The organism is Kitasatospora sp. NPDC089509 (assembly GCF_044749365.1).
Taxonomy (GTDB): domain Bacteria; phylum Actinomycetota; class Actinomycetes; order Streptomycetales; family Streptomycetaceae; genus Kitasatospora.
In genome coordinates, this window is the sequence record NZ_JBIVHS010000007.1 from 113,336 (window position 1) to 133,709 (window position 20,374).

Annotated in this window: 17 protein-coding genes; 9 read left to right on the forward strand and 8 right to left on the reverse strand. The window is 74.1% G+C overall.

Annotated elements, in window-relative coordinates; translation table 11 throughout:
- Positions 1-20 precede the first annotated feature (20 nt).
- The 7 genes from ACIP4P_RS17225 to ACIP4P_RS17255 all read left to right on the forward strand — a co-directional run bounded on the left by ACIP4P_RS17225 (position 21) and on the right by ACIP4P_RS17255 (position 9,322).
- Positions 21-1,019: an iron-siderophore ABC transporter substrate-binding protein gene (locus tag ACIP4P_RS17225; protein ID WP_350513389.1), complete on the forward strand. Its 999-nt coding sequence runs from the start codon at positions 21-23 to the stop codon at positions 1,017-1,019.
- Positions 1,020-1,197: 178 nt separating this feature from the next.
- A complete protein-coding gene (locus tag ACIP4P_RS17230; protein ID WP_400919134.1) occupies positions 1,198-2,397 on the forward strand; it encodes an acetyl-CoA carboxylase biotin carboxylase subunit family protein in 1,200 nt (399 codons plus the stop codon).
- The gene (locus ACIP4P_RS17235) at positions 2,394-4,133 is read left to right on the forward strand and encodes an IucA/IucC family protein (protein ID WP_400919137.1); all 1,740 of its coding nucleotides are present in this window, start codon (positions 2,394-2,396) and stop codon (positions 4,131-4,133) included. Before ACIP4P_RS17230 ends, ACIP4P_RS17235 begins: the two co-directional genes overlap by 4 nt.
- On the forward strand, positions 4,130-5,317 hold the full coding sequence (locus ACIP4P_RS17240; protein WP_400919140.1) for an MFS transporter: 1,188 nt from the start codon (positions 4,130-4,132) through the stop codon (positions 5,315-5,317). Before ACIP4P_RS17235 ends, ACIP4P_RS17240 begins: the two co-directional genes overlap by 4 nt.
- A complete protein-coding gene (locus ACIP4P_RS17245) occupies positions 5,314-7,098 on the forward strand; it encodes an IucA/IucC family protein (protein ID WP_400919143.1) in 1,785 nt (594 codons plus the stop codon). The genes ACIP4P_RS17240 and ACIP4P_RS17245 overlap by 4 nt, the downstream gene beginning before the upstream one ends.
- Complete coding sequence (locus ACIP4P_RS17250) at positions 7,095-8,297, forward strand: type III PLP-dependent enzyme (RefSeq protein ID WP_400919145.1); 1,203 nt, start codon at positions 7,095-7,097, stop codon at positions 8,295-8,297. Before ACIP4P_RS17245 ends, ACIP4P_RS17250 begins: the two co-directional genes overlap by 4 nt.
- A gap of 227 nt (positions 8,298-8,524) precedes the next feature.
- Positions 8,525-9,322 (forward strand): inositol monophosphatase, encoded by a 798-nt coding sequence (locus ACIP4P_RS17255; RefSeq protein WP_350513453.1) that lies wholly within the window; start codon positions 8,525-8,527, stop codon positions 9,320-9,322.
- Between the two features lie 34 nt (positions 9,323-9,356).
- On the opposite strand, the gene ACIP4P_RS17260 is transcribed toward ACIP4P_RS17255, so the two are convergent.
- The 4 genes from ACIP4P_RS17260 to ACIP4P_RS17275 all read right to left on the reverse strand — a co-directional run bounded on the left by ACIP4P_RS17260 (position 9,357) and on the right by ACIP4P_RS17275 (position 15,064).
- Positions 9,357-10,820 carry a pyridoxal phosphate-dependent decarboxylase family protein gene (locus ACIP4P_RS17260; protein WP_400919148.1) on the reverse strand — a complete coding sequence of 488 codons (1,464 nt, stop codon included), beginning with the start codon at positions 10,818-10,820 and terminating at the stop codon, positions 9,357-9,359.
- A 62-nt stretch (positions 10,821-10,882) separates the two neighbouring features.
- Positions 10,883-12,451 carry a diaminobutyrate--2-oxoglutarate transaminase gene (locus tag ACIP4P_RS17265; RefSeq protein ID WP_400919151.1) on the reverse strand — a complete coding sequence of 523 codons (1,569 nt, stop codon included), beginning with the start codon at positions 12,449-12,451 and terminating at the stop codon, positions 10,883-10,885.
- 202 nt (positions 12,452-12,653) lie between these two features.
- Positions 12,654-13,373, reverse strand: coding sequence for a response regulator (locus tag ACIP4P_RS17270; RefSeq protein WP_400919154.1), 720 nt, complete (start codon positions 13,371-13,373; stop codon positions 12,654-12,656).
- Positions 13,370-15,064, reverse strand: a complete 1,695-nt coding sequence (locus ACIP4P_RS17275; protein ID WP_400919157.1) for an ATP-binding protein — start codon at positions 15,062-15,064, stop codon at positions 13,370-13,372. Before ACIP4P_RS17275 ends, ACIP4P_RS17270 begins: the two co-directional genes overlap by 4 nt.
- 230 nt (positions 15,065-15,294) lie before the next feature.
- On the opposite strand from ACIP4P_RS17275, the gene ACIP4P_RS17280 reads away from it, so the two are divergent.
- Positions 15,295-16,671: a cation:dicarboxylate symporter family transporter gene (locus ACIP4P_RS17280; RefSeq protein WP_400919160.1), complete on the forward strand. Its 1,377-nt coding sequence runs from the start codon at positions 15,295-15,297 to the stop codon at positions 16,669-16,671.
- Positions 16,672-16,746: 75 nt separating this feature from the next.
- Here ACIP4P_RS17280 and ACIP4P_RS17285 read toward each other — a convergent pair whose 3' ends face one another.
- Positions 16,747-17,712, reverse strand: a complete 966-nt coding sequence (locus ACIP4P_RS17285) for a hypothetical protein (protein ID WP_350513378.1) — start codon at positions 17,710-17,712, stop codon at positions 16,747-16,749.
- Positions 17,713-17,918: 206 nt separating this feature from the next.
- On the reverse strand, positions 17,919-18,512 hold the full coding sequence (locus ACIP4P_RS17290) for an RNA polymerase sigma factor (protein WP_400919165.1): 594 nt from the start codon (positions 18,510-18,512) through the stop codon (positions 17,919-17,921).
- A 225-nt stretch (positions 18,513-18,737) separates the two neighbouring features.
- Between ACIP4P_RS17290 and ACIP4P_RS17295 the strand changes: the two genes are divergently transcribed.
- Entirely contained in the window at positions 18,738-19,109 is a 372-nt protein-coding gene (locus ACIP4P_RS17295) for a hypothetical protein (RefSeq protein ID WP_350513376.1), read from the forward strand.
- A 190-nt stretch (positions 19,110-19,299) separates the two neighbouring features.
- Here the strand turns inward: ACIP4P_RS17295 and ACIP4P_RS17300 are convergent, their stop codons facing one another.
- Positions 19,300-19,998 carry a GTP-binding protein gene (locus ACIP4P_RS17300; RefSeq protein ID WP_400919168.1) on the reverse strand — a complete coding sequence of 233 codons (699 nt, stop codon included), beginning with the start codon at positions 19,996-19,998 and terminating at the stop codon, positions 19,300-19,302.
- Positions 19,979-20,326 carry a DUF742 domain-containing protein gene (locus tag ACIP4P_RS17305; protein ID WP_350513452.1) on the reverse strand — a complete coding sequence of 116 codons (348 nt, stop codon included), beginning with the start codon at positions 20,324-20,326 and terminating at the stop codon, positions 19,979-19,981. Before ACIP4P_RS17305 ends, ACIP4P_RS17300 begins: the two co-directional genes overlap by 20 nt.
- Between the last annotated feature and the right edge of the window lie 48 nt (positions 20,327-20,374).

A 20,374-nucleotide genomic window follows, 5' to 3' on the forward strand; every position in this document is an offset into this window, starting at 1 on the left:
ACCCGATCCAAGGAATTCCGATGAACCGCCGACTCCCCGTCGCCGTCCTCGCCGTCACGCTCTCCGCCACGCTTCTCGCCGCCTGCGGCAGCAACGGGGACACCGGTAAGTCCGGCGGTGACTCCGCGTCCTCCGCCGCCTCGGCGGGCACCGCCGCCGGGTTCCCGCGCACCGTCAAGCACGCGGCCGGGACCGCCCAGATCAAGTCGCAGCCCAAGCGCGTCGTGGTGCTGGACAGCGGCGAGCTGGACGACGTCACGCTGCTCGGCATCACCCCGGTCGGCGCGGTGTCCCCGCACATGAAGACCGAGGGCGGGTTCCCGAACTACCTCAAGGACAAGATCAAGGACACCAAGGACGTCGGCCCGATGAACGAGCCGAACCTGGAGCTGATCGCCTCCCTCAAGCCCGACCTGATCCTCTCCTCCAAGGTCCGCCACGCCAAGGTGTACGACCAGCTGAACGCGATCGCGCCGACCGTGCTGGCCGAGACCACCGGCTTCCCGTGGAAGGACAACCTGGCGCTGTACGCCCAGGCGCTCGGCAAGGAGGACGAGGCGAAGAAGGCGCTGGCCGACTACGAGGAGCGGGCGCACAAGCTGGGCGAGGCGATCAAGGCGAAGTACAACGGGACGATGCCGACCGCCTCGGTGGTCCGCTTCGTCGCCGGGCCGACCCGCCTGTACGCCAAGGCCTCCTACAGCGGCGTGGTGCTCAAGGACGTCGGCCTGACCCGCCCGGCCTCGCAGGACGTGGACAAGAACATCATCGAGGTCAGCGCCGAGCAGATCAGCCAGGCCGACGCGGACCTGGTGTTCGTCACCACCGCCGACGACCCGTCCAAGACCAAGGAGAGCGAGGTCCAGCAGACCCCGGTCTGGCAGGGCCTGAACGCCGTCAAGAACAACAAGGTGTTCACCGTGCCGGACGAGACCTGGATGTCCGGCATCGGTGTCCAGGCGGCGGACGCGATGCTCGTCGACATCGCGAAGGCGGCGGGCGTGGACGCGCCGAAGTAGCCCTCGCCGCACCGCGAACGGCCGACGGCGAACAGATTTCAGAGTTCAGCCGACAGACGACGGCGAACAGATAACAGATCACAGATGACGGATAACAGATTTCATCATCTGTGATCCGTTCGCCGTCGGCCGTTCGCCGCCCTTCGCCCGTCACCACGCTCCCCCGAGGACCCTCCCCATGCGGCTCTACCTGCTCGCCCTCAACCCCACCGACTCGGTCACCCACGGCTTCCTGCCCGCCGCCGCCCGGCTCGGTCTCGACGTCACCGTCCTCACCGACCACGTCGAGGCCCACCAACGCGCCTACGCCGACGCGGACTTCGCGTGCGAGGTGGTGGAGTGCGACGTCCAGGACTTCCGCGAGGTCATCGGGCTGATATCCCAACACCACGCCCCCGACGCGGTGTTCAGCAACAGCGACCACCTGCAGACCCAGACCGCCCTGGTCGCCGACTACTTCGGCCTGGCGGGCAAGGACTGGAAGGCCGCGTACCGGGCGAAGAACAAGGGCGAACTGCGCCGCCACCTCACCGAGCAGGGGCTGGACCGGGTGTGGTCCGCCGAACTCGCGCCCGGCCAGGACCCTGCGGCCCTCACCCCGCCCTTCCCCTGCATCCTCAAGCCGCGCGAGGGCGTCGCCAGCGAGGACGTCACGCTGGTCGCCGACGCCGCCGAACTCGCTCGGCGGGTCGCGGAGATCCAGCAGCGCCGACCCGGCGCCACCCTGGTGGTCGAGGAGTTCCTGACCGGCGAGCTGTGCACCCTGGAGACCCTCGGCGACGCCCGGGTCCGGCACGTCCTGGGCGGCTTCCGCACCCGGCTCTCCCCGCCGCCGGACTTCATCGAGGAGGTGCTGACCTTCGAGCCGGCGCACCCCCGGGCCGTGGTCGACCAGGTGCTCGCCCAGCTCGACGCCCTCGGCGTCGGACTCGGCGCCTGCCACACCGAGTTCATCCTCCAGCCGGACGGCCGCGCCCGCCTGATCGAGGTCAACTACCGCGCCATCGGCGACCAGTGCGACCTGATGCTGGCCGAGATCCTCCGGGTCCCCTACTTCGAGCTGGTGCTGCGCGCCCACCTCGGCGAGGCACTGCCCGCCGACCTGGGCGCCCGCACCGACCACCGGGCCCGGCACGAGCGGGTCTGCGCGGACCGGCCCGGCACCCTGACCGTCGCGCCCGAGCCGTACTTCGAGCGGCGCACCGACGGCGTCACGCTCTCCTACCGCCCGGTGCGCGAACTCGGCGCCCGGCACGAGCTCTACGGCACCAACCGCGACTACCTGGGCATCGTCTGGGCGGTCGGCCCGGACCAGGACGCGGTGGACTCCGCCGTGGCCGGGTTCATCGCCGCCAACCGCTGGGAGATCGCCTCATGACCCCGGCCGACGCCGCGCCCTCCGGCAGCAGTACCGCCGGCAGCGGTACCGCCGGTCCGTCGGGCGCCGCCGAGCAGCTCACCCTGCGCGTGCTGTCCGCCCTGCTGCGCGAGGACGTCCTCGGCCTGCGCACCGACGGCGTCCTGGAACAGCGCCCCGACGGGCCCTGGTTCGGCAACGGCACGCTCGCCCTGCCGGTCACCCCCGAGGGCTTCCAGGCCGACCACGCGGCCCGGCTGCCGGAACTGGAGCTGGACGGCGCCCGCCTCACCGACCTGGCCACGATCCTGGCCCGGCTGGCGGAGCGCGCCGACCCGCTGGACCGCCCCGGGCACCTGGCCTTCGCCGAGGAGTGCCGGCAGACCCTGGCCACCATGGAGCTGCACGACCGGATCCGCCCCGAGGTGCTCGCGGAACTCGCCGAGCGCTACGGCAAGGACGTGGCCGACTGGACCGGCCCGCACGCCTCGCTCGGCTTCGAGGCCCTCGCCGCCTTCCTGGACCACCCGGTCTACCCGACCGCACGCGGCCGCTCCGGCCTGACCGAGCAGCAACTGCGCGACTACGCACCGGAGTTCCACCCGACCTTCGCGCTGCGCTGGCTCGCCGTCCCGACCGACCGGCTGACCGTGCACGGCACCGGCCCACTGCCCACCTGGTGGCCGAGCGCCGAACAGCTGGGCGTTCCCGGCGAGTTCCACACCGTACCGGTCCATCCGCTCACCGCCGACGAGGACTTCACCCGGATCGTGCCGGGCGCCGTACTCGCCCCCGAGCCGTACCTCGACGTGCTGCCGACGCTGTCCATGCGCACCGTCGCCGTCGCCGCGGACCCGACCTGCCACCTCAAACTGCCGCTCGCCACCGCCACCCTGGGCCTGCGCAACCGGCGCACCATCAAGCCGGTCACGCTGGTCAACGGCGCGGTCGGACAGCGTCTGGTGGAGGCCGTGGCCGCCCACGAACCCCGCTTCGCCGGCCGGGTGCTGCACGCCGACGAGCAGTGCTACGCGCACGCCGAGGACGAGCTGCTGGCCGTCCTGCTGCGCCGCTACCCGGACGGCCCGGACGGGGCCGTCACCGTGCCGCTGGCCGCCCTGCTCGCCGAGGCGCCGGACGGGCGACTGGTGATCGACCAGCTCGCCGACCGCTTCCACCACGGTTCGGTACCCGCGCTGTACGAGGAGGTGCTGCGGCTGCTGGTCGACTGGCAGACCACCCTGTTCGGCCACGGCATCGCCCTGGAGTCGCACCAGCAGAACACCTCGCTCGTCCTCGACGACACCGGCCTGCGATTGCTCTACAAGGACAACGACGGCCCGCGGCTCAACACCGCCCGGGTCGCCACCTCCCCGATCGCCGAACTGGAAGCGCTCGCAAGGGAGTTCCGCGACCCAAGGATCCTCGGCGACCAGGACCGCGCACTCACCGACCTGTTCACCACGATCACCGGCCACCTGTGCACCGCCTCACTCGCCTTCGGCCTGGCCGCGCACGGCCGGGTGCCGCTGGAACGGAGCCTGGAGCTGCTGCGCACCGTCCTCACCCAGGCGATCGACCGCCTCGGCCCAGCCGGGTACCCGCTGCGCACGGACCTGCTGGAGGCCGAACGGCTGCCGGTCAAGGCCATGGTGAGCGCCGGCACCCTGCTCAGCAAGGAGCGCAGCGGCGCCGCCGACATCAACAAGCACTACACCGACGGACCCAACTACCTTCTTCCGAAGGACCGTTCATGAGGACCGCCGAGCGGCTGGCCCGGCCGGCCGAAGCCGTCGGACTGGACCGGCGCCAGGTGCACGCGGTGGCGGCCTGCTACTTCGTCGCCTCCTTCGCCGCCCTCGGCCTGCCGCCCTACCTCACCGAGATCCTGCCCGGCCTCGGCGACCACAGCGGGCACTGGGCCGGTCTGCTCTACATCGTGCCGACCGTCTTCACCGCCCTCGGCGCACCGCTGTGGGGCCGACTGGCCGACCGCTTCGGCCAGAAGCGGCTGCTGCTGCGCGCCCAACTCGGCCTCACCGTCTCGTTCCTGCTCGCCGGAGCCGCCGACAGCCTGCCCGCGTTCACCCTCGCGCTGGTGCTCCAAGGCTTCCTCGGCGGCACCTTCTCCGCCACCAACGGCTACCTCGCGGCAGCCCTGGACGGCTCCCAGCTGTCCAGGGCGCTGACCCTGATGCAGGGCAGCGCCCGGGCCGCGCTGGTCGCCGCGCCGATCCTGGTCGGTGCGCTGTCGCCGTGGATCGGCCCGCACCGGCAGTACCTGGTGATGGCGGTGCTGCCGCTGACCGCCGCGGTACTGCTCAACTTCCTCCCGGAGCCCGACCGTCCGACCGCCTCCCCGGCGGGCCGCGCCACCACCCGGACCGACCCGCCGGGCTCGCTCAGGCTGCTCTACACCTTCGAGTTCGCCTTCGTCTTCGCCACCATCATCTCGTTCCCGTACCTGATCACCCTGGTCCAGCAGCGGCTGCCCGGCGTCAACAGCACGGTCGCGGGCCTGCTGTTCGCGCTGCCGCACCTGGTCTACCTGGTCGGCGCCGGACGGGTGCACAGCGCCGTCGAGGCGCGCCCCCGGACCGGACTAGCGCTGGGCTTCGCCCTGGTCGCCCTCGGCCTGGCCGGGCACGCCCCGGCCCACTCGCTGCTGACCTTCGCCCTCACCCGGGCGGTGCTCGGGCTCGGCATGACCTTCGGCCTGGTCTGCCTCGCCGTGCTGGCCGCCGACGCCGCCCGCGGCCGCGCGCCGGGCCGGATGTTCGGCACCCGCGAAACCGTCTCCAAGTGCGGTGCGGTGGCCGCCGGACTCGCCGCCGCGCTCGCCAACGGCAGCAGCGGACCGGCCGCCCCCGTCGTCACCGGCACCGTCGCCGCACTGGCCGCCGCCCTGCTCGCCCTCCTGACCCGTAGGAGTCCCCGATGACCGCCCGGCCCACCGTTCTCCCGGCCGCCCAGTCCACCCGGCGCGCCACCGAACCGCGCACCACCGAACCGAACGAAGCCGAACTGCCCACCGCCGAGGACGCGGTGGCCCACACCCTGCTGAACTGCCTGCTGCGCGAGGTGTCCGCCCCCGAGCACCAGACCGCCGTCGACGACGGCCACCTGCTGCTGCGCCTGCCGCGCCGCGGCGCCCTGCTGCGGGTCGCCCTGCGCCGCACCTCACTGCTCGGCGCGCACCGCTTCACCGGCCCGGTGTCCGAGGAAACCCCGGACGGCTGGCGCGAGTTGGACTGGCGGGAGCTGGCCGGTCACGCCCAGGAGGAACTGGAGCTGCGGACCGGCACGGTGAACGAGGAGTTCCTCGACCAGGTCGCCTCCAGCCATCAGGGCGTCGGCGAGGCCCTGACCGGGCGCCCTGCCGCCGGGACGGACCGCTACCTGGAGTCCGAGCAGTCCCTGCTGTTCGGCCACCGCTTCCACCCGGCCCCCAAGTCCCGCTCCGCCGCCCGCGGCGACTGGCGCCACTACGTGCCGGAGTCCCGCGCGGCCTTCCCGCTGCGCCACCTGGCCGTCCGCGCCGAGCTGTTGGCCGAGGAGTCCCTGGACCCGGAGGCGAGTGCCGTCCTGGACGGCCTCGGCGAGGTGCCGGAGGGCTACCGGCTGCTGCCCGCCCACCCCTGGCAGTACCAACTGATCGGCGACCACCCGCTGTTGCGCGCCGCCCTGGCCCGCGGCGACGTGCTGGACCTCGGCCCGCGCGGCGAGCGGTTCGCCGCGACCGCCTCGGTGCGCACCCTGTACGGCGCCGACGCCTTCCTCAAGTTCAGCCTCAACGTCCGCATCACCAACTGCCTGCGCAAGAACGCCGCTTACGAGCTCACCGGTGCCGTCCAGCTGACCCGGCTGCTCGCCCCCGCGCTCGGCGACCTCGCCCGGCGCTTCCCGGACGCGGCGATGCTGCGCGAGCCCGCCTTCCGTACGCTCGCCCTGCCCGGCGCCGACGGCCACCCCGACCGGGCGCTGTACGAGGGCTTCGGCCTGATCCTGCGCGAGGGCTTCGGCGACCTGCTGCGGCCCGGGGTCACCCCGCTGCTCGCCGCCGCCGTGGCCGACGAGCACCCGACCGGCTCGGCGCACATCTCCCGTCTGCTGGGCGACGGTTCGGACGGCGCCGCCGCCCTCGACTGGTGGCGCGACTACCTGCGGCTGCTCCTCCCGCCGGTGCTGGCCGCCTACTTCGACCACGGCGTGGTGCTGGAGCCGCACCTGCAGAACGTGCTGATCGGCGTCGACGCCGACGGCCGCCCGGCGCAGGTGCTGTTCCGCGACCTGGAGGGCACCAAGCTGGTCCCCGAGCAGAACGCCGACATCCTGGCCGCCCTGCCGCCCGAGGTGGCCGGCCCGATGACCTACGACGCCGAGCGCGGCTGGGACCGGGTGGTCTACTGCCTGCTGGTCAACCACGTCGCCGAACTGCTCGCCGCCCTCGCCGACCGCCACCCCGAGCTGGAGGGCGCGCTCTGGCAGGCCGTCCGGGACGCCCTGGAGGAGTACGCCGACGCGCACGGCCGCCCGCCCCGACTGCGGGCACTGCTGGCCGGCGTCCCGCTGCCCGCCAAGGCCAACCTGCTGACCCGCTGGGAGCGCAAGGCCGACCGCGACGCCGGGTACGTCCGGCTGCCCTCCCCGCTGGCCGGCTCGGTGCTCGCCGAGGCCGCCCGCATGACCGCCCACCTTCCCGCCGGGAGCACCGTCCGATGAGCAACCCCGTCCACCGTCACGTCGCCGCCCTGGCACCCGACGAACTTCCCGCCTACGTCTACGACTTGGCCGCACTGCGCGAGCACGCCGCGGCCGTCCGGGCCGCCCTGCCCGACCGGGTCGAGCTGTACTACGCCGCCAAGGCCAACCCGGAGGCACCGCTGCTGACCGCGCTGCGCGAGGCCGTCGACGGCTACGAGGTCTCCAGCGGCGGGGAGTTGGCGCACGTGCGGGCCGCCGTGCCGGATGCGCCGCTGGCCTTCGGCGGACCGGGCAAGACCCCGGCCGAGATCGCGGCCGCGGTGGACGCCGAGGTACACCGCTGGCACGTCGAGAGCGAGCAGGAGCTGCACCGGCTCGCCGCCGTCCTGGCGGAGCGGCCGGCGGCGACCGTGGACGTGCTGCTGCGGGTCAACCTGCCGGTGGTCGCCGACGCCCTGGACGCGGTGCCGCTGGCGATGGGCGGGCGGCCGACCCCGTTCGGCCTCGATCCGGCGCAGGCCGAGGAGTGCGTCCGGCTGCTCACCGACGGCGGACCACTCGGGCACCGACTGCGCCTGCGCGGGGTGCACGCCCACCTGGCCAGCGGCCTGGAGGCGGCGGACCAGCTGTCGGTCGCCGAGCAGATCGTCACCTGGTCGGCCGAACTGGCCGAGCGGCACGGTTTCCCGCTCACCGAGGTCAACATCGGCGGCGGGATGGCGGTGGACTACGACGACCCGACCCGGCGCTTCGACTGGACGGCCTTCGGCAAGGGCCTGGCCGGGCTCCTCGACGCCCACCCCGGGCTGACCCTGCGGATCGAGCCCGGGCGGGCGCTGACCGCCTACTGCGGCTGGTACGCGACCGAAGTGCTGGACGTGAAGCGCAGCCACGGCGAGGACTTCGCGGTGGTCCGGGGCGGCACCCACCACCTGCGCACCCCCGCCACCCGTGGGCACTCCCAGCCCTTCGCAGTGCTCCCGGTGGACGCCTGGCCGCACCCCTGGCCGCGCCCGGCCGTCACCGGCGGCCGCGCCACCCTGGCCGGGCAGCTGTGCACGCCCAAGGACGTACTGGCCCGGGCGGCGGACGGCGCGGCCGGCCTGCGGGCGGCGGACCGGGTGCTGTTCACGATGGCGGGCGCCTACGCCTGGAACATCTCGCACCACGAGTTCCTGATGCACCCCCGCCCGGGGTTCCACTACCTGGGCGACTGACGGCCGCCGGCCGACGGCCGACATCACGGCCGACGGATCGCAGCCGGCGGATCGCAGCCGGCGCGTCACGGCGAACAGATCACAGCAAACAGATCACAGCGAACAGATGACAGATAACGGATGACAGATTTCGACATCTGTCATCTGTTCGCCGCCCCCATCCCCCGCCACCCCCACCGCCCACTCGTGGGACAGTGGTAACCGGCGAAGGGAGCGCGAACGTGCTGATGGACAAGGTGGCGGAGATACTCGCCGAGGCGTCGGCCGAGGCGGTGGAACCGCGCTTCCGCGCGCTGAGCGCCGGCGAGGTGATGGAGAAGGCGCCCGGCGAGATCGTGACGGTCGCCGACCGCGAGGCCGAGGCGATCATCGCCCGCCGCCTGCACGAGCTGCTGCCCGTCCCGGTAGTCGGCGAGGAGGCCGTGGCCGCCGATCCGGCGCTGGCCCGGGCCATCCACGACGAGCCCGCGGTCTGGCTGGTCGACCCGGTGGACGGCACCTCCAACTTCGTCGCGGGCCGCCCCGACTACGCCGTGATGTGCTCGCTGGTCCGCAACGGCCTGACCGTCGCCTCCTGGATCTGGCAGCCCGCCACCGCAACCGGCTACCGAGCGGAACTGGGCGCCGGCGCCTGGCGGGACGGCGAGCGCCTCACCCGCCCGCCCGCGCCCGCCGACGCCGGGAAGCTGACCGGCATCCTGAAGACCCGCTTCCTCGACCCGGCCGACCGTCACCGGATGGAGGCCAGCTGCGCGGCCTTCGGCGAGATCCACCCCGGCCGGAGCGCCGCCGGGATCGAGTACCCGGAGGTCGTCGAGGGCCGGGTCGACTTCATCTTCTACTGGCGCACCCTCCCCTGGGACCACGCACCGGGTTCGCTCCTGCTCTCCGAGGCCGGTGGCGTCTCGGCCCGGATGGACGGCAGCCCGTACCGCCCGGAGGCGCCGGGTTGCGAGGACGGCCTCCTGGTCGCCGCCGACCCCGACACCTGGGAACTGACCCGCGGCATCCTGCTGAACGCCTGACCGGACCCGTGAGCCGTCCACCCCGCCGGGGGCGCTACCCCGCCCGGTCCCCGGCGACCCGGCGACCCGCGCCGACCACCTCCCGCAGCAGCGCCGCCACCTCCCCCACCGTCGTGTGCGGATTGAGCAGCGTGAGCTTCAACCGCACCCGCCCCGGCCCCTCCCCGGGCAGTTCGGTGCGCCCGATCACCGCCCGCCCGCCGCGCAGCAGCAGTCGGCGCAGCTGCCCGTTCAGCTCGTCCAGGGCCGCTTCGTCGGTCAGGCCCGGCGGCCGGTAGCGGAACAGCAGCACGGTGAGGACCGGCTCGGCGTGCAGTTCGAGCGAGGGGTCGGCCCGGACGGCGGCCGCGGCCGCCAGCGCCAGCTCGTGGCAGGCGTCGACGAGACGGCCGAGCCCTTCCCGGCCGAGGGTGCGCAGGGTGACGGCCAGTTTGAAGGCGTCGGCCCGCCGGGTGGTGCGCAGCGAGCGGCCGAGCAGGCTGGGGTATCCGGCCTGCTCGTCGTCGACCGGGTTGAGGTACTCGGCGCGCCGGGCCAGCGAGACGTAGGTCTCCGCCCGGCGGACCAGGAACACCCCGGCCGCCACGGGCTGCCAGCCGAGCTTGTGCCAGTCCAGGGAGACCGAGTCGGCGCGGGCGATGCCGTCGAGCAGTGGGGCGAGGCGGTCGGAGAGCAGCGCGCCGCCGCCGTACGCGGCGTCGACGTGCAGCCAGGCGCCGTAGCGTCCGGCCAGGTCGGCAGCGGCGTCCAGCGGGTCGACGGCGCCGGTGTCGGTGGTGCCGGCGGTGGCGACGACGGCGATCGGGGTCCGTCCGGCCCAGCTGGCCTCGGCCAGCGACCGTTCCAACTCCGCTGGGGGCATCCGGAGTTGTCGATCGACGGGGACGGCGAGGACGGCCCGTTCGCCGAGGCCGAGCAGGGCGGCCGCGCGCTGGACGGAGAAGTGCGCGGCCTCGGAGGCGAGGATGCAGGGCCGGGCGCCGACCGGGATGCCGTCCAACTCGACGATGCCGTCGAGCTTCTGGTCGCGGGCCAGCATCAGCCCCATCAGGTTGGACTCGGTGCCGCCGGAGGTGAACACCCCGGCGGCGCGCGCCGGGTCGAAGCCGACCAGCGCGGCGAGTTCGGCGATCAGCGCGGTCTCCAGGGCCGTCGCCGCGGGGGCCTGGTCCCAGGAGTCCTGCGAGGGGTTGAGCACGCTGACCGCGAGGTCGGCGGCGGCCGCGACCGCGAGCGGCGGGCAGTGCAGGTGGGCGGCGCAGGCCGGGTCGGCCGGATCGGCGGCGCCGTAGGCGAGCAGTTCGGTCAGCCGGGCCAGGGCGCCGCGCCCGCCGGCGCCGGACAGCCCGTCCGCGACCAGCGCCGCGATCTCGGCCGGGCTGCCTGCGGGCAGCGGCCCGGAGCGCAGTGCGGTGCCGGTGTCGAGCGCGTCGAGGACGGTGGCCAGCAACGGGCCGAGCGCCCCCGGCCCGCCCGCGCCACCGGCCAGGGCGTCCAACGCACCTTCTCCGCCCGGAAGTCCGGGCTCGGGACCGGATCGGCCGGGACCGGATCGGTCGGTCACGCCCCACCCCGGGCATCCGACGCCGACGGAACGGCGGTCGAGCCGGACGGAACGGCGGTCGAACCGGACGGAACGGCGGCCGAACCGGACGACACCGCGGCCGAACCGGACGGCACCGCGGCCGAGCCGGACGGCACCGCCGCCGAAGCCGCCGCGATCGCCTCCGCCAGCCGCTCCAGCACCGCCGCGATCTGCTCGTCGGTGATGGTGAGCGGCGGCAGCAGCCGCAGCACCGCGTCGTGCCGCCCGCCGAGTTCGACGATCAGCCCGCGCGCCAGGCAGGCCTCCCTGACCCGTACGGCCAGCGCCGGATCGGCGGGGCGGGCGCCGCAGGCGTCGGGTCCGGCGGTCGGGTCGACCAGCTCGACGCCGATCATCAGCCCGCGCCCGCGCACGTCGCCGATCGCCGGGAGTTCCGCGGCGAGTTCCCGCAGCCGGGCGGTGATCCGCGCGCCGGCCGTGGCCGCGCGCTCGGCCAGCCCGTGCGCGGCGACGTACCGCAGGGTGGCGGCGCCGGCGGCCATGGCGAGGGTGTTGCCGCGGAAGGTGCCGGTGTGGGCGCCGGGCCGCCAGCCGTCGTAGTCCTCGCGGTAGACCACCACGGCGAGCGGCAGGCTGCCGCCGATCGCCTTGGAGAGCACCATCGCGTCGGGGACGATGCCGCTGTGCTCGACGGCCCACATGGCGCCGGTGCGCCCGACCCCGGTCTGCACCTCGTCCACGATCAGCGGGATGCCGCGCTCGGCGGTGATCCGGCGCATCTCGCGCAGCCAGCCGTCGGGCGCGGGGACGACCCCGCCCTCGCCCTGGACGGCCTCCAGGATCATCGCGGCGGGCGGCACCACCCCGCCCGAGGGGTCGTCCAACAGCCGCTCCACGTAGGTCACGCCGAGTTCGGCGCCCGCCTCGCCGCCGACCCCGAACGGGCAGCGGTAGTCGTACGGGTAGGGCAGCCGGACCACCTCGCCGCCGCCGGGCAGCGGCTCCTTGACGGCGACGTTGCCGGTGAGCGCGAGGGCGCCGGCCGTCATGCCGTGGTAGGCGCCGGTGAAGGCGAGCGCGCCGGAGCGCCCGGTGGCGGTCTGCATCAGCTTGAGCGCGGCCTCGACGGCGTCCGTCCCGGCCGGTCCGCAGAAGTGCACCCGGGCGCGGGAGGCGAACTCGGCGGGCAGGCTCTCGAACAGGGCGCTGGTGAAGTCGTCCTTCTCGGCGGTGGCGAGGTCGAGCAGGTGCAGTGGGGCCCCGCTGTCGAGGGTGCGGCGGATCGCCTCCAGCACGACGGGGTGGTTGTGTCCGAGCGCGAGCGTCCCGGCGCCGGAGAGGCAGTCCAGGTAGCGGCGCCCGTCGGCGCCCTCGACGGTCATGCCGTGGGCCCGGACCGGGACGATCGGGAAGGACCGGGCGTACGTCCGGGCGGCGGACTCGCGGACCCGCTGGCGACGGAGGACGGCCTCGCCCGGGGACGGGGCCCCGGCGGTGCCGGCCTCGACAGTGGACCCGGAAGCAGCGGACCCGGAGGCGGTGGCCCCGGCGGCGGCCTGGGCGGGTACGGCGGCGAGCGACAAGGCGAACCCCCAGAAGAAGTTAGGTAAGCCTAACTTTACCGCCCGTGACCTGGTGGAACGCCTGGAGGTCCCCCAGAACCACCCGAGCGGGTGAACCTCCCCGCCACCTCCCCCGGACGGCCCAACGAGCGGCGCGCCGGAAAGTCACGGGCGGACCCGCCGGACGTCCCGGGGGCCGCCCCCGACGAACCGGTGGGAGGCGTCACCGCCCCTTCCACCGGTAGCAGAGTTCCGGGCGCCCGACGCTCCCGTACTGCGGCTCGCGCACCGCCCGCCCGGTGTCCACCAGGTGCTCCAGGTAACGCCGTGCGGTGATCCGGGACACCCCGGCGGCGGCGCCGGCGGCCGCCGCCGACAACCCGGTGACCGCCTCCCGCAGCACCGAGGCGACGGAGTCCAGGGTGGGCGCGCTCAGCCCCTTGGGCAGCGAGCTGCGCTCGGGCGTGCGGAGCAGCGCGAACGCCTGGTCGACCTCGTCCTGGCCGGTGGCCTCGCCGGTGCGCCCCAGGCTGTCGCGGTAGCGGGCGTAGCGCTCCAGCCGGTCGTGCAGGGCGGCCGCGCTGAACGGTTTCAGCAGGTACTGCACCACGCCCGCCGAGACCGCCTGCCGCACCATGGCGAGGTCGCGGGCCGAGGTGACCGCGATGACGTCCGTCCCGTGCCCGGCGGCGCGCAGCGTGCGGCACAGCTGGAGGCCGTGGCCGTCCGGCAGGTAGAGGTCGAGCAGGGTGAGGTCGACGGGCGCACCGGCGGCGCGCGCCCGCTCCAGGAAGCGCAGCGCGTCCCCGCAGCTGTGCACGGTGCCGACGGCGCGGAAGCCGGGCTCGCGCTCCACGTAGAGGGTGTGCGCGGCGGCGGCCACCGGGTCGTCCTCCACGACCAGCACCGAGATCCCGTCCCGGCCGCCTTCGCCCGCCGTCATGCCGAGGCCCCCGCCCGCTCCCGGGCCGCCCGACCGGCCACCGGCAGCCGTACGGTGAGCACCGCGCCGCGCTCGCGACCGACCTCGACGGTGCCGCCGTTGCGGCGGGCGGCCTGGGCCACCAGGGCCAGGCCGAGGCCGTGCCCGCGGCCGTCCTGCTTGGTGCTCCAGCCGCGTCGGAACACGTCCTCGACGGCGGCCGGGTCGATGCCCGCACCGGTGTCGGCGACCCGCAGCACCAGACAGGGGCCGTCGACTCCCGCACCGAGACCGTCGTCGACCCGCGCGGTGACGGTGACCTCCGGCGGGCCCGGGTGCTGCGCGGCCCCGGCGATCGCGGCGTCCACCGCGTTGTCGATCAGGTTGCCGAGGACGGTGATCAGGTCCCGGGCGGAGAGCCCGGGCGGCAGTACCCCGTCGTCGATCCGGCTGTCCTCGGTGAGGGTCAACTCCACTCCCCGCTCGGCCGCCTGGGCCGCCTTGCCGAGCAGCAGCGCGGCCAGCACCGGTTCGCCGACCGCCGCGACCACCCGGTCGGTGAGCTGCTGGGCGAGTGCGAGTTCTGCGGTGGCGAACTCCACCGCCTGTTCGTGGCGGCCGAGTTCGATCAGCGAGACGACCGCGTGCAGCCGGTTGGCGGCCTCGTGGGCCTGCGCCCCGAGCGCCTCGGTGAAGCCGCGCACCGAGTCCAACTCGCCGCTGAGCGACTGCAGTTCGGTGTGGTCCCGGAGGGTCACCACCCGGCCGAGGCCGGTGCCGATGGTGGAGGTGTTGAGCACCACGACCCGCTCGGCGGTCAGGTGCACCTCGTCCCGCACCGGCTCCTCGCCGAGCACGGCCGCCACCAGGGCCTCCGGCAGGCCCAGCTCCGCCACCGGCCGCCCGTCCAACTCGCCCTCCAGTCCGAGCAGTTCGCGAGCCGCGTCATTGCAGAGCACCACCCGGTGGGCGCGGTCGAGCAGGATCAGCCCCTCGCGCACCGAGCGCAGGGTCGCCTGGTGGTACTCGTAGAGGTGGCTGAGCTCGGCCGGTCCCATCCCGTGGGTGTGCCGCCGCAGCCGGGAGTTGGCGAGGTAGGTGCCCGCCCCGCCGAGCGCGAGCGCGGCCACCGCGACCCCGACCAGGGCCAGCAGCGGTCCGCTCAGCTGTGCGGAGATCGACTCCAGCGTCAGCCCCACGCTGACCAGCGCGACCACCTGGTGCCGGTCGTCCCACACCGGGGTGACCACCCGCACGGACGGGCCGAGCGTGCCGGTGTAGGTCTCGCTGCGGGTCCGGCCCTCCAGCGCCCAGTCGATGTGCCCGAGGTAGCGCTTGCCGATCTGCTCGGGCAGCGGATGGGTCCAGCGCACCCCGTCGGAGTCCATCACGGTGATGAAGGAGACCCCGGTCTCCTGGCGCACCTGCTCGATGTACGGCTGGAGCGCCGCGGTCGGGTCCGGCCCGGCGACGGCGGACCGTACGGACGGCGCGTCGGCGACGGCGTGGGCGACCGAGGTGACCTCGCGACGGGCCGCGTCCTCGGTGCGTTCGGCGGTGAACAGGTACGCGAGCACCGCGCCGCCCGCGACCACGGCGGCGACGATGACCACCTGGACGACGAACAGCTGCCCGGCCAGACTGCGGACCAGCCGGCGGGGCAGGGGGGACCAGCGGCGACGCGAGCGGGTGGGGGCGGTGCTCACGGACATGCCTGCCAGTGTGCACCACGGTTCCCGGCGGCCCCCAGCGGTCGGACCGAACCCGATGAGGGCCCGCCGACGGCCAGCCGAGGGCGTGCCCAGGGACTCGGCACCCGGCGCCGTTCCCGTCCGACCGTGAACTCTATGAACGCAAACGTGTCCTCCGTCACTCCCGACCCCCATAGTCGGAGCGGCCCACCACCCGGGGCCACCAGGACTGCAGGGCGAAGGAGCCGCAGATGTCGATCACCGAGACCGCCACGGCGGGGGGACCCAGACGCAAGGACCGGACCCACTACCTCTACCTCGCCGTGATCGCCGCGGTACTGGCGGGCGTGGTGGTCGGACTGGCCGCGCCCGGCTTCGCCGTGGAGCTGAAGCCGGTCGGCACCGGGTTCGTCAACCTGATCAAGATGATGATCAGCCCGGTGATCTTCTGCACCATCGTGCTGGGCATCGGCTCGGTCACCAAGGCCGCGAAGGTCGGCAAGGTCGGCGGCCTCGCCATCGGCTACTTCCTCGTCATGTCGACCGTCGCGCTGGCCATCGGCATGGTGGTCGGCAACCTGCTGGAGCCCGGCGACGGCCTGCACCTGACCTCCGCCCTCGCCAAGGCCGGCCACGCCCAGGCCGCCGCCGGCGGTGCCCAGTCGACCACCGACTTCCTGCTCGGGATGATCCCGGACACCCTGTTCTCCGCCCTCACCCAGGGCAAGGTGCTGCAGACCCTGCTGATCGCCCTGCTGGCCGGCTTCGCCCTCCAGGCGATGGGGACGGCCGGCGCCCCGGTGCTGCGCGGGATCGAGCACCTGCAGAAGCTGGTCTTCCGGATCATGTCGATGATCATGTGGGTCGCACCGATCGGCGCCTTCGGGGCGATGGCCGCGGTGGTCGGGGCGACCGGCGTCGACGCCCTGAAGAGCCTCGCCGTGATCATGATCGGCTTCTACCTGACCTGCGCGCTGTTCGTCGTCGTGGTGCTCGGCGCGCTGCTCCGCCTGGTCGCCGGGATCAACGTGTTCGCGCTGCTCAAGTACCTCGGGCGCGAGTTCCTGCTGATCCTCTCGACCTCCTCCTCCGAGAGCGCGCTGCCCCGGCTGATCGCCAAGATGGAGCACCTGGGCGTCAGCCGCCCGGTCGTCGGCATCACCGTGCCGACCGGCTACAGCTTCAACCTCGACGGCACCGCGATCTACCTCACCATGTCCTCGATCTTCATCTCCGAAGCGATGGACAAGCCGATGTCGATCGGCGAGCAGCTCTCGCTGCTGGTGTTCATGGTGATCGCGAGCAAGGGCGCGGCCGGGGTCACCGGCGCCGGCCTGGCCACCCTCGCGGGCGGCCTCCAGTCGCACAAGCCCGCGCTGGTGGACGGGGTCGGCCTGATCGTCGGCATCGACCGGTTCATGTCGGAGGCCCGGGCGCTCACCAACTTCGCGGGCAACGCCGTGGCGACCGTGCTGATCGGCCAGTGGACCGGCGAACTGGACGCCGAGCGCGCCCGCCAGGTGCTGGACGGCGAGCTGCCGTTCGACGAGCTGACGCTGATCGACAGCCACGGCACCGACGCCCCCGCACCGGAGGCCGTCCCGGCCCCGACTCCCGCGGTCGCCTGAGCGACCCGTCCCGCTCCCCCGGCCCGGCGCCTCGTATCCATCCCCCGGGAGGCGCCGGGCCGGGGGTTCCCGCGTTCAGAACTCCTGCGAGCCGCTGACCGCCCAGGCCACCCCGCTGGCCGGGTCCTCCAGCGCGACGTGCAGATGGCGCAGCCCGGCGGCCGGCTCCTGCCAGGTGAAGCAGCGCATCCGGGCCACCAGGGCGTCCACCTCGGAGCGCTCCGGCCCGTTGGCGCCGGCCAGCGCGCCCAGCGCCCGCCACAACCGCAGCCGCCCGTGCGCGCCACCGTGCGTCCGGCCCACCGCGGCGGCCTGCACCAGCGCCGGGTAGACCAGCGCGAACGGCAGGAAACCGCCGACCACCCGCCGGCCCCGGGCCAGCACGGCCGCCGCCAGCGGGGCCGGACCGCGGACGCAGACCACCTCCGCCCAGGGCACCAGCGCGGCCAGTTCGGCCAGCCCCCGGGTGACCCGCTGCCCGCCCGGCCGGGCCCCGGACTGCGGCAGCTCGACCTCGCCCAGTCCCTCCCGGCTGGCCGGCAGCGTCAGCACCGCACTGCGCGCACCCCCGCCGGGCAGGTACTCCCGCACCCGGGAGGCCTCGTCCCAGCCCGCCTTCTCCCACGGCTCCAGCCGCAGCGGCACGCCCTCCGGGTCGGGCTCGGCCCCGTAGGAGAGGTCCTCGCCGAGCAGCACCCGGGTGTGCGCGACCAGCCGGCGCACCGGGGCCGGACCGAGCAACGGGGCCAGCCGCAGCCAGGAGTGGCGGGTCGCCAGCACCTCCCAGAGCGGACCGGCGTCATGGTCGGCCACCCCGGCGACCGTGCCGGCACCGCCGTCCGCGTCGAACAGCCGGACGGCCAGCTCGGGCGGCGCCGCGTAGGCGATCAGGTGGCCGAGCGGCGCGGTCAGCGCCACCGCGGCCTGCTCCCCGGCCTGCAGGACGGCGGCCGCCCGGCCCTGCCGGTAGGCGGCGAGCAGCTCGGGCCAGCGACCGTCCTCGGCCAGGGCGCGGACGCTGTCGTCCTCGTACGTGATCACGATTTTCAGCGTACGGGCCGGGGTGGCGCATCAGCCGACTTGCCGTCGGCTCGGTGCGTCGGGCGCGCACGCCCCGGATCGCGCCGGACCGCCGCGCAACACTCCGCGCCCGTCATGACCGCGTGCCACTCCCGGAGTGCTGCTCCCGGGGTGCTGCTCCCGGGTGCCCGCTCCCGGTGCGGACCTGCTCGGCCCGGCGCGGCTCCTCAGGGGTCGCGCCGGCGCTCCTGCTCCAGCACGGCGCGCAGCCGGCCGTGGGCGCGGCGGCGGGTGACGGCCAGGGTGCTGCGGTGCAGACCGAGCAGTTCGGCGGCCTCGTCGACCGAGTAGCCGTCGAGATCCACCAGCGCCACGGCCCGGGCCTGCTTGGCGGTCAGGAAGCCGAGCAGGCGCACCACCTCCCAGCGGGCCTGGAGTTCGGCCGTCCCGGCCGACGGCGGATCGAGGGCGGACCGCGCGTACTCCACCGCCTCGGCCAGCTCCGGCACCTCGGGCAGCGGCACCCGGCGGCGCTCCCGGCGCCACTGGTCGCGCAGGATGTTGGCCATGGTGGTGAACGCGTAGGCGTACGGCTGCGGATGACTGAGGAAACGCTCCGGGCGACGGGCGATCCGCAGGTACGCGTCGTGGACGATGTCACCGGCGGCGAGCGGGCTCCCGGTGAGCATCGTGGCCGCGTGCTGGAGTCTGGGCAGGAGGTCGGTGAACACCTGGTTGAAGTCCTCGGACCGGCGCTCCGGCGGCTCCGGACCGAAGTCCTTCCGCCGTCCGCCCGGCTGCCGTCCACTGCATTCCGCCATGCCGCTCTCCCCGGAAATCGGCATCCCGAGTGCCCGGCCGGGACCGACTCCAGCCCCACCGGGCACCTTGTGACACAGGTCACATCATAAGTCGTCCTCCCACCCTGCGCAGTCATTCGTGTGCAGTTCGTCATCGGCCGGGCGAGGAACGGGAGTTCAGCTCCGTCAGCACCGCGCCGACCGAGGCACTCCGCCCGATGGAACCGTGGAGCGAGGAGAACCGCCATGCGAGGCTGCATCGCCAGGAAGATCGCCACGTTCGGGATGGCCGTCACGGCCGCCCTGGGCGTGCTCGGGACCGCCACCCTGCCGGCCGCCGCGGCGCCGGCCGCCGACCCGACCATCACCCCCGACATCGTCGCGGCCTCGCCGCACATCGACGCCACCGGCTACCACTGCGTCATCACCGCCAACTACGGCTGGCGCTGGGAGGGGTACTGCAACGTGTACTCCGGCCAGCTCCGCACCATCACCTACTGCGCCAACGGCACCTCCTCCGTCGGCCTGTGGATCGGCGCCCGCCCGGAGGCCTGGGACGTCTGGGGCAACTGTCCGGGGTCGACCTGGACCAAGGTCGTGTTCCAGTGGCACAGCTGAGCGGGTAGCGGACGCGGGAGGGGGGAACAGATGACAACTGACGGATAACGGATTTCAACATCTGTCATCCGTCGGTTGTCATCTGTTTTCTGTCATCCGTCTTCTGACATCTGTTCGCCGTCAGATGTCCGCCGACCTGTCCGCCGACCTGTCCGCCGCCCGGTCCGCCGCCCGGTCCGCCGTCGGCCGTTCACGGCACCGGCGAGACCTCCGCGAGCAGCCGGGCGGCGTGCACCCGACCGGCGTGCTCGACCAGGGTGATCAGCACCTCCTTGCCGGAGGAGCGCTGCCGGGCATCGCAGAGCACCACCGGCGTACCGGAGTCGAGGTCCAACGCGCGGGCGACCTCCTCCGGGCCGTACCCACGAGTCCCGGCGAACCGGTTCACCGCGATGACGAACGGGATGCCCCGGTGCTCGAAGAAGTCGACGGCCGGGAAGCAGTCGGTCAGCCGACGGGTGTCGGCGAGCACCACCGCGCCGAGCGCCCCCTGCGCCAACTCGTCCCAGAGGAACCAGAACCGGTCCTGGCCCGGGGTGCCGAACAGGTAGACGGCCAACCCCTCCCGGATGGTGATCCGGCCGAAGTCCATCGCCACCGTGGTGGTGGACTTGCGCTCCACCCCGCCCAGGTCGTCCACCCCGCGCCCGGCCTCGGTCAGCCGCTCCTCGGTGCGCAGCGGGCGGATCTCGCTGACCGCGCCGACCAGCGTCGTCTTGCCGACCCCGAAGCCCCCCGCTACCAGGATCTTGAGCGCGAGCACGCTGTCGGCCGGATCCAGCACGTCGAGCGGATCGTGCGGATCGAGCGGATCCAGCGGCGTGTGCGGGCCGGACGGGTGGCCGGACGGCCCACGGTCGGACGGGTGGTCAGAGTGCGCGGAGCCCATGGAGGACCTCCTGGAGGATGCGCTCGTCGGGGAGCAGGGCGGGCGGGACGGGGCGGCTGACCCGGATGAGCCCGGCCGCCAGCAGGTCGCCGAGCAGCACCCGCACGACGCCCACCGGCAGGTCGAGGTCGGCGGCGAGTTCGGCCACGGACAGCGGCGTCCCCCGGCACAGCCCGAGGATGCGCGCCTGTTCCGGGCCGACCGGCGGCTCGGGCAGGTCCGGGGCGAGCCCCGGGTCGGGCAGCTCGGAGACCACCACCGCGATCAGGTCGAACTGCTGCTCGCCGGCCCCGGTCCGGCCCCTGGTCATGGCGTACGGGCGGACCAGCGGTCCGGCCTCGTCGTCGTACCAGCGCGCCCGGTGCGCGGCGGCGAG

Bases quoted from the DNA above. Each gene is read 5' to 3' on its own strand.
- ACIP4P_RS17290 (WP_400919165.1), bottom strand. From the start codon at position 18,512: ATGGCGGAATGCAGTGGACGGCAGCCGGGCGGACGGCGGAAGGACTTC.
- ACIP4P_RS17245 (WP_400919143.1), top strand. From the start codon at position 5,314: ATGACCGCCCGGCCCACCGTTCTCCCGGCCGCCCAGTCCACCCGGCGC.
- ACIP4P_RS17225 (WP_350513389.1), top strand. From the start codon at position 21: ATGAACCGCCGACTCCCCGTCGCCGTCCTCGCCGTCACGCTCTCCGCC.
- ACIP4P_RS17280 (WP_400919160.1), top strand. From the start codon at position 15,295: ATGTCGATCACCGAGACCGCCACGGCGGGGGGACCCAGACGCAAGGAC.
- ACIP4P_RS17250 (WP_400919145.1), top strand. From the start codon at position 7,095: ATGAGCAACCCCGTCCACCGTCACGTCGCCGCCCTGGCACCCGACGAA.
- ACIP4P_RS17240 (WP_400919140.1), top strand. From the start codon at position 4,130: ATGAGGACCGCCGAGCGGCTGGCCCGGCCGGCCGAAGCCGTCGGACTG.
- ACIP4P_RS17300 (WP_400919168.1), bottom strand. From the start codon at position 19,998: ATGGGCTCCGCGCACTCTGACCACCCGTCCGACCGTGGGCCGTCCGGC.
- ACIP4P_RS17295 (WP_350513376.1), top strand. From the start codon at position 18,738: ATGCGAGGCTGCATCGCCAGGAAGATCGCCACGTTCGGGATGGCCGTC.
- ACIP4P_RS17255 (WP_350513453.1), top strand. From the start codon at position 8,525: ATGGACAAGGTGGCGGAGATACTCGCCGAGGCGTCGGCCGAGGCGGTG.
- ACIP4P_RS17230 (WP_400919134.1), top strand. From the start codon at position 1,198: ATGCGGCTCTACCTGCTCGCCCTCAACCCCACCGACTCGGTCACCCAC.
- ACIP4P_RS17270 (WP_400919154.1), bottom strand. From the start codon at position 13,373: ATGACGGCGGGCGAAGGCGGCCGGGACGGGATCTCGGTGCTGGTCGTG.
- ACIP4P_RS17235 (WP_400919137.1), top strand. From the start codon at position 2,394: ATGACCCCGGCCGACGCCGCGCCCTCCGGCAGCAGTACCGCCGGCAGC.
- ACIP4P_RS17275 (WP_400919157.1), bottom strand. From the start codon at position 15,064: ATGTCCGTGAGCACCGCCCCCACCCGCTCGCGTCGCCGCTGGTCCCCC.